Genomic DNA, 11,124 nt, shown 5'->3' with positions numbered 1-11,124 from the left:
GCGGTGGTCGATGATCTGCTGGCGATCACCGTGATCGCGGTGTTCTACACCGAGGACATCAACTTGACCGCGCTGGCGGTGGCAGCCGTGCCGTTGGCGTTGTTCGCGTTCTGCGTGCAACGCCGAGTTCGCTCGTGGTGGCTGTTGATTCCTCTGGCTTCGTTGACGTGGGTGTTTGTGCACGAGTCCGGGGTGCATGCGACGGTCGCCGGGGTTCTGTTGGGCTTCACCGTTCCGGTGCTGCGTAGTACAGCCGCCGGCGGCCCTGATGCCGGACCTGGTTTGGCCGAGCATTTCGAACACCGCATCCGGCCGATCTCCGCGGGGTTCGCGGTCCCTGTTTTTGCGTTTTTCGCCGCCGGGGTCACCGTCGGTGGGTTCGACGGTTTGACCGACGCTCTGACCGACCCCATCGCGGTGGGTATCGTCTGCGGATTGGTCGTCGGAAAGGCTGTGGGCATCTTCGGCACCACCCGACTGTTGTCGGCCGTGACGCGTGCATCGCTCGATTCCAGTGTCCGGTGGATCGATGTCGTCGGTATATCGCTGCTCGCGGGCATCGGGTTCACCGTGTCCCTGCTGATCGGAGATCTCGCCTACGGGATGGGTTCAGAGCGCGACGACCACGTCAAGATCGGTGTGCTGACCGGATCGCTGGTGGCCGCTTTGCTTGCCTCAATTCTGCTGCGCGCTCGAAACCGGCACTACCGCAACATCTGTGAAGATGAAGAACGCGACGACGACCACGACGGGATCCCCGATGTCTACCAAAAGAGAGACTAATTGGCACGGCACGGCGCGTTGCGTGAGATAGCGGACTTGACTAGCGACGTCCACTCTTCGTCGCTGTAGCTGTGTTGCGGTCCGCGAGTTGTGCGAATGCTTCGGTGAGTTCGGGTGGACTGATGACTTCGATGTCGGTGTCGAATTGGTTGAGGAATGCGGCGAGGGCGACCCACGACCAGGCGCCGGTGTGGAGGCTGCATCGGGTGGGGCCCAGGTCTTCGACGATCCCGTCGCCGGCGAAGGGTCGCACGTAGCTCGCCGGCCGGTCGAGAATGACTTTTCCCATGCACGGCCAACGGTTTTCGTCGTGCGACCCTTTGAAGCGCGCTGCCACAAACGTGGCGACGTCGCCGCCGGGTACCTTTCGTGGAGTGAACTTGGGGCCGGTGGGGGTTCGGGGGGTGATGCGGTCGGCGCGAAGGATTCGCCAGTCGTTGCGATCGCAATCCCAGGCCACGAGGTACCAGTAACCTTCTGAGGTCGTGAGGTGGTGTGGCTCCACTCGCCTCGGCGGTATCGCGAGGGATTCCGCAGTGCGGGGTTTTTCGTAATCGAAGCGCAATATCTCGTGGGCACGGGTGGCCGTGGAGAGGGCGATGAGGACGTCGGGTGAGACCGTCGCGCGCGCCGCGGCGCCGGGCCCTGTGTCGATGGTGGTGAACTGCACCGCGTTCAAGCGGTGCTGAAGCCGGGAAGGCATGACCTGCCGGACGGTGGTCAGCGCGCGCATGGCGGCCTCGGCGATGCCGACACCGGTGGCGGTCGCTGATTGCAGGGCGACGGCGAGCGCGATGACCTGGTCGTCGTCGAAGAGCAGGGGTGGCAGTTCGGCACCGGCGTCGAGGCGGTATCCGCCGTCGGGTCCCAGTGTGGCGTGGATGCTGTACCCCATCTCGCGGAGGCGGTCGACGTCGCGGCGCACCGTGCGGGCGCTGATGGAGAGCCTGTCGGCGAGCAGTGAGCCAGGCCAGTCGCGCCGGGTCTGCAGCAGAGAGAGCAGATGCAGCAGCCGTGACGTGGGTGTGGTCATAGCTGCGAGGTTATGTCCTGTCTAGGACAAAAGCTGACCTATACGGCTGCGAATGTGGTTGTCGTCGGGAGACCCCGGCGACGAATCGTAGGAGCACAGATGAGCATTTCGGCCACCACCCACCTGAATTTTCACGGCGACGCCAGGGCGGCGCTGGAGTTCTATCAATCGGTGTTCGGAGGACAGACCTTGATCAGAACCTATGGTGACTTCGGGATGCCGGCGGATGCGCCGGAGGCCTCGAACGTCGTCTTCGGGCAGGTGACCACCGCCGACGGGTTCCGTTTGATGGCGTATGACATTCCGGGGAGGTCCGGCGGATCGGTTGCGGGCGCGGGATCGACGCACCGGGAGAATGGCACAACGATCACCGATCAGCCGTTCTTCGTGTCCGTGGAAGGCGAGACTCTCGACGAGGTGCAGGGCTACTGGGAGAAGTTGACTGTTGGCGCCAGCATCGTCGAACCGCTCGCCGCTTCGTCGTTCAGCGCCGGATTCGGAATGGTCACTGACAGTTTCGGGGTGACCTGGATCCTCGGCGTCGCGGCCGCCGACACCGAGGTGTAGCTCTTAGCCGCGGCGCAGGCGGGTTCGTTCGCGCCGCGGCGGGGCTCTCCTACTACGCCGACGCGCCTACGAGGCCCGCATCGACCTCATCTCCGAACAACAGGAGCGTTGCGTGTTGGAGCCTGCGTCAGAAGTCCCTGTCGTGAGGTGTATTGACAGGGCATCCCTGAACGGGTGATCCGGACCTACGCTGGAAGTCATGGACAACCGCTCGGAGGTACGTGAGTTCTTGATGTCGCGGCGCGGCTGCAGGATCTGGTCGGTGAACTGTCTACGCGCAGTGATGTTTCCGGACGCTGCGGGGAGCACACAACGTCCGGACCCATGGTCGGGCACCAGACGGTTCAACCACCCCGTCGTCGGAGAAGTGGATTTGGCGTACGAGGAACTGGTCATGACCGCGGACCGTCCTTGTCGGATCAGTCGACCAACCAGTAGCCCAAGACTGGAACCCCTGCCGTAGCCATCGGCATCGGGAATGTTCAAGCACGAGATCGAATAACTGACAAAGGAGACAACCGTCATGACCGAACAACCCAAGCAGGTCGGAGGCGGACGAAACATGTTTGGCGACTTCGCCCCCAAGCTCGCGGAGCTCACCGACGACGTACTCTTTGCTGACGTGTGGAACCGGCTCGAGCTGTCGGCGCGGGACCGCAGTCTCATCACGGTCGCAGTGCTCACCGCTGGTGGCAACACGGACCAACTCCGCTTTCACCTCGGTCGTGCGGTCGAGAACGGTGTGGCCAAGGAAGAGCTCATCGAAGCGATCACCCACGTCACGCTTTACGCGGGTTGGCCCCAGGGCATGGCCGCGATGGGCGTTGCCAAAGAACTGTTCCACGAGTAGGTCTTTCCGACTATGACGGCAACATCGGTCAGCCCTTGAGTGAGCCCCGAAGTTACGTCGCCGGAACGAAGGCGAGTCACAGATAGCGGAACCGACGTTGTTCACCGGCCTCTCCTGGGCACTCGAGCATCAGCCGGATCAACCAACGAAACCAAAGACAAGTCACGGAGGTAGATGATGCACACACGTTCTCTCGGGCAGGGGCTCGAGGTCTCCGCGATCGGGCTCGGCTGTATGGGCATGTCGCAGAGCTACGGACCCAATCCCGGTAGCCGCGACGACATGATCGCCGTGCTGCGTTCTGCCGTCGAGGAGGGCGTCACCTTCTTCGACACTGCGGAGGTATACGGGCCGTACGTCAACGAGGAACTCGTCGGTGAGGCACTCGAACCCTTCCGTGATGAGGTCGTTGTCGCCACCAAGTTCGGTTGGGATATCCAGGGCGGCAAGAGTGTCGGGCTCGACAGCCGGCCCGAACAGATCCGCCGTGTCGCCGAGGCATCACTACGCCGACTGCGCACCGAGGCGCTCGACTTGTTCTATCAGCACCGAGTGGACCCGGAAATCCCGATCGAGGAGGTTGCCGGGACGGTGGGGGAGCTGATCGCCGAGGGCAAAGTGCGTCATTTCGGTCTCTCGGAGGCGTCGGCCGACACGATTCGCCGCGCCCACGCGGTCCAACCGGTCACTGCCCTGCAGAGCGAATACTCGCTGTGGACCCGTGACCCCGAGGCAGAGATCTTGCCGACGCTCGCGGAACTCGGCATCGGGTTTGTGCCCTTCAGCCCGCTCGGCAAGGGTTTTCTCACCGGCACGGTGAACACCGACACGACGTTCGGCGACGATGACGTGCGTTCAGGTATCCCACGTTTCAGTGAGGACAACCGTGCTGCAAATCAGGCCCTCGTTGACCATGTACGCCGCCTTGCGCAGGCGAAAGAGGTCACACCGGGGCAGATTGCTTTGGCTTGGCTTCTGGCGCAGCAGCCTTGGATCGTCCCGATTCCCGGCACCCGTCGGACCTCCCGCATTCGCGAGAACGCCGGGGCCAGTGGTGTTGCGCTGTCAGCCGATGACGTAGCCGATCTCGATTCCCTGGCCCGAAAGGTGGGGGTCCACGGCGACCGCTACAACCAGTTCCACCTCGGACTCGTCGGTCGCTGACACGGCGTCTCTTGGGTGAGAGTTCCTCTCGCAAAACGCATCTGGTCAATCGCCGGCGGGCACGATGTGAAGTTCCGTTCTGTTGGACAGGTGGATCCAGATGTGGGCGGCGCCTTGAGCGTTGGCGGTGATGTGGCTTTCGCTTGCTCCGGTGACGGCGTAGGTCATGTGGGGGACGAGACGGTGGATGCCGAGTTCGGTGAGACTGCGGCCAGTGGTGCCCGGACGCAGCACGAGGTCGAGGCGACGGCCGTCGGTGACGGCGCGAGCGACGAGTACTTCGGGGTACGCGGCTTCGGCGAGGATGGGTCCAGTTGACCACTGGTCAGGCAGGTTGCCGTTGTTGAGGTCAGCGGTGATCGATGGTCCGCCGAATCGGCCCATGGCGGCGAGCACGTTCCCGAGGGTGGACAGCCCGGTGTGGCGGGCGGCGCCTGCGGAAGTGGTCAGGGGGTAGCGCTTGTCGATCAACCTGCTCAGAGCGCGGGCGGCCTCGTCGTCGCCGTGTTCGACAGCGGCCTTGAGGAGGATGGTGTAGGTCGGTCCGCCGCCACGAGCGAGGCTGTAGTTTCCGGGGTCAACGCGTTGTTCCGGCGCGCCGAGTAGCGTCAGTTCCCCGTCATCGAGATGAACGTAGTTCTCGCGCAACATTGTCCAGGTGTCTCGGGCGATGTCGGGCATCGGTGAGGACAGCCAGTAGGCCATCCAGGCATCGTTGGTCAGTGTGGGTGGTAGGAAGGGTAGTCGGCCGTTGCGGGTCTTTCCGCTGTAGAACCGGCCATCCGGTCGACGCCAGGTCTGCGCGGTGTAGCTGTGCCGGACGCGTTCGATGAGGTCGCCGGTGAGTTCGGTGCCGTGAAGGCGATCGTGCATCTGCAAGGTGTTGAGTGCGTAGGTGTTGCAGACCGGATAGACCAGGTGCGGTTCACACGGATACTGAGGTGAATCCGGTCTTTCGAGCATGTTGCGGCGGATCGCTTCGGCGAGGCTGGTGAAGTCGTACTCGTAGCTACGGCGGTCTTTCCAGTGCAGTGAAAGCGATGCGGGGGAGCTGAATGTGTTGTCTTCGTTCAGGGTTTCGTACCATCCGATCATGACTCCGAGGTAGGCGGAGTACATGATGTTGTGGTGGGCGATGGGATCTGGATTCCACCGGCCGTACCCGACCAGGTTCTCCATCGACCAGTAGCCCCAGACCTTCCTGTCGCACATCTTCAGGATTGCGTTCCGTTGGGCTTCGGCGAGGTAGCCGGTGAACGCCGGGGTGCGGGTGCGTTGCGAGAGCGATAGCGCCCAGCACAAGCCGTTGAGTTGATAGCGCAAGGCGCTCAAGAACATTTGTTCGGCATGGGTGAATCCGTCGAAACGATCGAGTGGCTGGAGAGCGAGATCGAGCAGGTAGCGAAGCGCCTGGAGATCTTCGGTCGTGGATTCGCCGACGTGATGGGTCGACATCGATGGGTCATGGGCGTGTGCGGTCATGGGTGGCCTTCGGCATGCGGTGTGTGAAGTAACAGGGGCGGTTTGCTGCGCACTGGTGCGGGGGTAGTCGTGCGCGTCGGCAACACGGTCCACGCGAGGACGACGAGAGTGGGACCGGATGAATGAAACAACCAGTCCGACAACGTGTTGTGGCGAGAGGCAGTTGTCGGTTCGGCGTCGTGATGATGAAGTTCGGGTACGTGGTGGCCGGCCTCTGCGCCGACGTGAAAGAGGCCCCACAGGTGCATGTCGAGGATCCCGAGGACAAACCACATCAGCCCTGTCCCGAGCAGTATGCAGCCGACTCTCTCGCGGAAGGTGTGCGCGGAGTTGTCTTGTCCGGGGTCATGCCTGCATGCTGCGCACCAGAGGCCCGCCGTCGCCGCAACGACGATTGCGGTTCGACTCGCCCATGCGTCTGGGCTCGCGGTCCCGGGCTGTGCCCACCCGAACGCCATCACACCGACGATGGCAACCAGATACAGTCCGGCGCCGAACACTGCGCCCTTCAGTGCCAGTGGGCCGCGGGATGGCCGCGCGGTCACGCTGTACTCGGCGACGACGGCACTGTTCGGGTACGCCGATCCTGCGGGGTCGCGCCTGGCAGGCGGGGCGAAATCGGCCGGGGAAGAAGTGCTTCGCCGCGTCAGCCACAGACGCACCCTCGACAGCATCGCGAGCAGCGTCCCGAATACAACACAGCACACCACGGACCGAGACTCCATTCGCTTTGTGCACTACCGACAACATATGTTGTCTACAACAAGTGTTGTCAACTTAGCGACGGCCGCCGAGGTCGTCAACCCCGGACAAAGATGAGAGCATCGAATCGATGACTACTGGCGCAGGGCGGGTGTGGAACGGGCAGAGTCCGGAAGACCGCCGGGCCGACCGTCGGGCCCGATTCATTGCCGCCGGAATCGACATCATGGGATCGGACGGCGCTGGTGCGGTGACCATTCGGGCAATCTGTCGCCATACGAAGATCAGCGAGAGGCACTTTTACGAGCTGTTCTCCACCAAGGACGAGTTCATCACGTCGGTGTATGACCAAGTACTCGGTGACGGTGCCCGCCTGTTGTCGGACCTGAACATAGACGAGGCGTCGGAGGCTACGCCTGACGAGCTTCTCCGCACCCTGTTGCGGGCGTGGATCGACTTCATCGGCGCCGACCCACGCCGCGGCCGCATCATTGCGGTAGAAGGTGCCAACAACTCGGTGCTGGCCCGCCGCGGCCGCAGGGTCGCAACGGACTTGATGGCGACCTACGCGGCGTACACGACCGGCGAGCAGGTCGACCCTGCGAACGCTGCGGCACGCGAGGTCACCGCGACGGTCCTTTTCGCCGGTATGTGGGCGCTATTGCTTGCCTGGCAGGCAGATGGCCTCGAGAACCCGATGACCAAGGAGCAGTTGATCGGCCACCTTGTTGCGCTGATTCAGAGAGCGCAGGCATTCGGTGCGTAGTCCCGTGGAGGGAGTCCGCGCGCGACTACGACGGACAATTCTGAATCAGGTTGCGGCGAAGCCACTCAACCCCTCGCCCCAATGTCCGAGCGCGCCGATCGCCTCACGCAAGGCGAGCCCTCGTTCGGTCAGCGCGTAGGCCCGGGTGTTGTGCCTGAGGGGTAGACGGGTCAGTACGCCAGCTGCTTCGAGTTCACGCAGGCGGGTCGCGAGCATGTTCGTCGGGACTCCGAGGTCGCGCTGCAGGTCGCCGTACCGCTGTGGCCCGTCGAGTAGACGTTCCACGATGAGCAGGGCCCACCGTGCTCCGACGATGTCGAGGGCGGCGGCGAGGTCGCTCACGTGGCCGGGTCGGTGTCCGGCTTCATCCAGAACGGCGAGTAGTGGTAGCCGTCGAGGTCGTCGAACTGGCGCTGGTACATGAAGGGGTAGTCATCGGTGTCACCGATTCGTCCGCCGGCGGCGCCGGCGCGCTCGGTGAGTTCGTCGACTGCTTCGCGGCTGCCCAGGTCGAATGAGACCGTGACCTTCGAGGGTGTGTGGGGTCCGCCGATCAGCTCCTCGACCCCGCCGACTTCCGCGTACATCTCGCGGCTGCCGAGCATGACGTACTGCTCAGGGGCGATTGCGAAGCAAGAGACGTTGTGGTCGGACATGTCGGCGTTGAGGGTCCATCCGAGGGCGGTGTAGAAGGCGGTCGCGCGCTCGACATTCTCGACCGGGCAGGTGATGAAGAGGCTCATGTGGATCATACTTGCAAAATGCAAGTGCACCGTCAAGGGGGTCGGTCACGCACTCCGGTGGATGTTTGTTGCTGCCGATTCAAATATGTTGTTTCACAACATGGCCCGGCCTAGGCGGTCAGCGCTCCCGCAGTAGTCCTGCCAGGGCTGCGGCGAAGTGGCCGGTGGTGGGCTGGTCGAGGCTGGCGGTGGTGACGCGCAGGGCGTCGGGCGGGGGAGCGTCGCCGGCGGTGAAGATGTGTCCGGGTTGGGTCGCCCAGCCCGCGCGGGCGAGTTGGGTGTGGAGCATGCCCGCGTCCACGCCGGCAGGTAGGTCGATCCAGAGGTTGAGCCCGTCCGGAACACCGAAAGGAATAATGTTGTGCTGCAACAGTTCCTCGGTGAGATCGGTGAGTCTGCGTTGGTACGCCACGCGGGCGGAATCCACGAGTGTCATGCAGTCGGGATCGGTCAACATGTGGGCAGCCGCCCCTTGCAGCAGGTGGCTGACCCAGGTTTTCCCGGCGCGCAAGCGTGCCCCGAGAGCGTCGGCGGTGAGCGGGTCGGTGTAGGTGAGCGCGACTCGTAAGTCGGGTCCGAGGAACTTGGCCATCGATCGGATCAGTGCCCAGCGGTGGGTGGTGGCAGGCGTGACACGGTGATAAGCGGCGGCGGCGACCATTGACAGATGGTCGTCCTCGATGACAAGGACTTCGGGATAACTTTCCAACAGGACCGAGAGTTCCTGTGCTCGTTCGGCGTTTAGGCTTGCCCCGGTGGGGTTGTGGGCGCGCGGAGTGATGATGACAGCGCGCGCTCCGTCGCGAAGCGCTCGATCCAGGCCGTCAGGGGTTATTCCGTGTTCGTCGACCGCAACTGCGGCGGTGCGGTATCCGTTGAGACGGATGGTGCCGATGCTGGCCAGAAAGCAGGGCGATTCCAGCGCGACAAGATCTCCGCGGATCAGGTGGGCGGCCAGCAGGCGTTCGACCGCATCGACCGCTCCGTGGGTGATCACCAGCTCGCCTGCGGGTGCGTCGTCGAAGAGGTGGTGCGCCACGTCTTCTAAACCGGGATGCACTGCCGGGGCGCCGTACACCGACGGCTCGCTGCGTGAGGCGCTCACCGCCGCGTAGAGGTCAGGAAGCAGCGCCGAGTCGGGGTTGCCGCCGGCCAGATCCACGGCCCCCGGGGCGGGATTCAGTTCGGTGTCGGGCTGGGGAAGGGCGGTGATCACCGTGCCGGCGCGGCTACGGGTCACCGCCAGACCCATGGTTACCAGCTGGCGGTAGGCGGCGGCCACGGTATTGCGGTTGAGGTCGAGATCGCCGGCGAGCGTACGGATCGGCGGCAGGGAATCGCCGGGTCGGAAATGGCCCACCGCGACAAGATCGCGAACGGATTCGGCGATCGCTGCCGCCGTAGAACCGCTGATCTGACCCTGCACGTCAACCGCCTTTCTATTGTCCTAGGACAAATGTTAGCCTGTCTGCGCGGGCGCATCCGGCACCGCCCGCCCACAGCCGACGAATGGAGACTCGGGCCATGTACATCCCTCGCAAGTTCGAGTTGACCGATGAGCAGATCGCAGCAGCCCTGCGTACCGCCGGGATGGCACACCTGATCACCCCCGGTGCCGACGGGCTCCAGGTCACACCACTGCCTATGATGTACGACTCCGAACGAAACGCGCTGGTTTCCCACGTGGCACGTGCGAATCCCCACTGGCACGCAGCAGAGGAGGGGAGCGAGTCGGTGGCGATCTTCACCGGCCTGGACGGATACATCTCGCCGTCGCTCTATGCCACGAAAGCCGAGGGCGGCAAGGTGGTTCCGACGTGGAACTACGAGACCATCAACGTGTACGGCACGCTCACGGTGCACGACGACCCAGACTGGCTCCTCGAGCACGTCGGCGCGCTCAGTGATCGCCACGAGCACGCCCGCGAGAGGCCGTGGGCCGTCACTGACGCCCCCGAACATTTCATCGCCGGCCAGCTCAAGGCCATCGTGGGCATCGAGATTGCGATCACCCGGTGGGAGGGCAAGGCGAAGATGTCCCAAAACCAGCCTGAACGCAACCAGAACAGCGTTATCCAGGGTCTGACGAACTCCGCCGACGCCTCTGAACGTGAACTCGCCGGTGCGGTCAACACGTACACCGCACCACCCACGGTCTGAGCGACAGTCGCCAAGCGCACCATCACCCACCTACCGCGAAGGATTCAAAGATGAACAGCAACAACAACTCTCAGGACCACACCTCCGCGTCCGGTACCGGAACCGCGCGTGTCAAGCGTGGGATGGCCGAGATGCTCAAGGGTGGGGTGATCATGGATGTCGTCACCGCGGAGCAGGCGACGATCGCCGAGGATGCGGGTGCTGTTGCGGTGATGGCTCTGGAGCGGGTTCCGGCCGATATTCGTGCCCAGGGTGGTGTGTCGCGGATGAGTGATCCGGACATGATCGATTCGATCATCTCTGCGGTGTCGATTCCGGTGATGGCCAAGGCGCGGATCGGGCATTTCGTCGAGGCGCAGATCTTGCAGAGCCTGGGTGTGGACTACGTCGATGAGTCCGAGGTGTTGACTCCGGCTGATTACGCCAACCATATTGACAAGTGGCAGTTCACGGTGCCGTTCGTGTGTGGTGCGACGAATCTGGGTGAGGCTTTGCGGCGTCTGACCGAGGGTGCGGGGATGATCCGTTCCAAGGGGGAGGCCGGTACCGGTGATGTGTCCAATGCCACGACCCATATGCGCAAGATCCGCGACGAGATCCGTCGGTTGACGTCGTTGCCGAAGGATGAGTTGTTCGTGGCCGCGAAGGAGTTGCAGGCGCCGTATGAGTTGGTGGTCGAGGTGGCCGAGAGCGGCAAGTTGCCGGTGACGTTGTTCACTGCCGGTGGTATCGCGACGCCGGCTGATGCGGCGATGATGATGCAGCTCGGTGCTGAGGGTGTGTTTGTCGGGTCGGGGATCTTCAAGTCCGGCAATCCCGCGGAGCGGGCGGTTGCGATCGTGCAGGCGACCACGTTCTATGACGATCCCGATGT

13 protein-coding genes are annotated in these 11,124 nt (G+C 63.6%); 7 read left to right on the top strand and 6 right to left on the bottom strand.

Going from position 1 to position 11,124, the window contains the following annotated elements; all coding sequences use genetic code 11:
* Window positions 1-783 (top strand): Na+/H+ antiporter NhaA (locus BH683_RS00150; protein WP_210405131.1); only part of this gene is annotated, 783 nt, incomplete at its 5' end.
* 40 nt (window positions 784-823) lie between these two features.
* Here the strand turns inward: BH683_RS00150 and BH683_RS00145 are convergent.
* Window positions 824-1,816, bottom strand: coding sequence for a WYL domain-containing protein (locus BH683_RS00145; RefSeq protein ID WP_084834259.1), 993 nt, complete (start codon window positions 1,814-1,816; stop codon window positions 824-826).
* Between the two features lie 99 nt (window positions 1,817-1,915).
* Here BH683_RS00145 and BH683_RS00140 point away from each other — a divergent pair, with 99 nt between their 5' ends.
* From BH683_RS00140 to BH683_RS00125, 3 genes are all read left to right on the top strand, one after another.
* On the top strand, window positions 1,916-2,383 hold the full coding sequence (locus BH683_RS00140; protein ID WP_084834258.1) for a VOC family protein: 468 nt from the start codon (window positions 1,916-1,918) through the stop codon (window positions 2,381-2,383).
* A gap of 523 nt (window positions 2,384-2,906) precedes the next feature.
* Window positions 2,907-3,233, top strand: a complete 327-nt coding sequence (locus BH683_RS00130; protein WP_084834257.1) for a carboxymuconolactone decarboxylase family protein — start codon at window positions 2,907-2,909, stop codon at window positions 3,231-3,233.
* A gap of 177 nt (window positions 3,234-3,410) precedes the next feature.
* Window positions 3,411-4,397, top strand: coding sequence for an aldo/keto reductase (locus BH683_RS00125; protein ID WP_084834261.1), 987 nt, complete (start codon window positions 3,411-3,413; stop codon window positions 4,395-4,397).
* A gap of 45 nt (window positions 4,398-4,442) precedes the next feature.
* Here the strand turns inward: BH683_RS00125 and BH683_RS00120 are convergent, their stop codons facing one another.
* A complete protein-coding gene (locus BH683_RS00120; protein WP_084834256.1) occupies window positions 4,443-5,879 on the bottom strand; it encodes a hypothetical protein in 1,437 nt (478 codons plus the stop codon).
* Window positions 5,876-6,604: a hypothetical protein gene (locus BH683_RS00115; RefSeq protein ID WP_084834255.1), complete on the bottom strand. Its 729-nt coding sequence runs from the start codon at window positions 6,602-6,604 to the stop codon at window positions 5,876-5,878. Before BH683_RS00115 ends, BH683_RS00120 begins: the two co-directional genes overlap by 4 nt.
* 107 nt (window positions 6,605-6,711) lie before the next feature.
* Here BH683_RS00115 and BH683_RS00110 point away from each other — a divergent pair, with 107 nt between their 5' ends.
* The gene (locus tag BH683_RS00110; RefSeq protein ID WP_084834254.1) at window positions 6,712-7,347 is read left to right on the top strand and encodes a TetR family transcriptional regulator; all 636 of its coding nucleotides are present in this window, start codon (window positions 6,712-6,714) and stop codon (window positions 7,345-7,347) included.
* Window positions 7,348-7,392: 45 nt separating this feature from the next.
* Here BH683_RS00110 and BH683_RS00105 read toward each other — a convergent pair whose 3' ends face one another.
* The 3 genes from BH683_RS00105 to BH683_RS00095 form a co-directional block, all read right to left on the bottom strand.
* Complete coding sequence (locus BH683_RS00105) at window positions 7,393-7,689, bottom strand: helix-turn-helix domain-containing protein (RefSeq protein ID WP_084834253.1); 297 nt, start codon at window positions 7,687-7,689, stop codon at window positions 7,393-7,395.
* Complete coding sequence (locus BH683_RS00100) at window positions 7,686-8,090, bottom strand: VOC family protein (RefSeq protein WP_084834260.1); 405 nt, start codon at window positions 8,088-8,090, stop codon at window positions 7,686-7,688. Before BH683_RS00100 ends, BH683_RS00105 begins: the two co-directional genes overlap by 4 nt.
* Window positions 8,091-8,208: 118 nt before the next feature.
* Entirely contained in the window at window positions 8,209-9,516 is a 1,308-nt protein-coding gene (locus tag BH683_RS00095; RefSeq protein WP_084834252.1) for an aminotransferase class I/II-fold pyridoxal phosphate-dependent enzyme, read from the bottom strand.
* Between the two features lie 98 nt (window positions 9,517-9,614).
* Between BH683_RS00095 and BH683_RS00090 the strand changes: the two genes are divergently transcribed.
* A complete protein-coding gene (locus tag BH683_RS00090) occupies window positions 9,615-10,250 on the top strand; it encodes an FMN-binding negative transcriptional regulator (protein WP_084834251.1) in 636 nt (211 codons plus the stop codon).
* Between the two features lie 50 nt (window positions 10,251-10,300).
* The coding region (gene pdxS / locus BH683_RS00085) for a pyridoxal 5'-phosphate synthase lyase subunit PdxS (RefSeq protein WP_084834250.1) at window positions 10,301-11,124 on the top strand (824 nt) is incomplete at its 3' end.

It is taken from the genome of Williamsia sp. 1138 (assembly GCF_002095435.2).
Taxonomy (GTDB): domain Bacteria; phylum Actinomycetota; class Actinomycetes; order Mycobacteriales; family Mycobacteriaceae; genus Williamsia.
This window is presented reverse-complemented; position numbering and strand designations above follow the sequence as displayed.

Excerpts from the sequence above, each read along its gene's own strand:
- BH683_RS00090 (WP_084834251.1), top strand. The coding sequence starts at position 9,615 with ATGTACATCCCTCGCAAGTTCGAGTTGACCGATGAGCAGATCGCAGCA.
- BH683_RS00140 (WP_084834258.1), top strand. The coding sequence starts at position 1,916 with ATGAGCATTTCGGCCACCACCCACCTGAATTTTCACGGCGACGCCAGG.
- BH683_RS00110 (WP_084834254.1), top strand. The coding sequence starts at position 6,712 with ATGACTACTGGCGCAGGGCGGGTGTGGAACGGGCAGAGTCCGGAAGAC.
- BH683_RS00125 (WP_084834261.1), top strand. The coding sequence starts at position 3,411 with ATGCACACACGTTCTCTCGGGCAGGGGCTCGAGGTCTCCGCGATCGGG.
- BH683_RS00120 (WP_084834256.1), bottom strand. The coding sequence starts at position 5,879 with ATGACCGCACACGCCCATGACCCATCGATGTCGACCCATCACGTCGGC.
- BH683_RS00100 (WP_084834260.1), bottom strand. The coding sequence starts at position 8,090 with ATGAGCCTCTTCATCACCTGCCCGGTCGAGAATGTCGAGCGCGCGACC.
- BH683_RS00145 (WP_084834259.1), bottom strand. The coding sequence starts at position 1,816 with ATGACCACACCCACGTCACGGCTGCTGCATCTGCTCTCTCTGCTGCAG.
- BH683_RS00130 (WP_084834257.1), top strand. The coding sequence starts at position 2,907 with ATGACCGAACAACCCAAGCAGGTCGGAGGCGGACGAAACATGTTTGGC.
- BH683_RS00115 (WP_084834255.1), bottom strand. The coding sequence starts at position 6,604 with ATGGAGTCTCGGTCCGTGGTGTGCTGTGTTGTATTCGGGACGCTGCTC.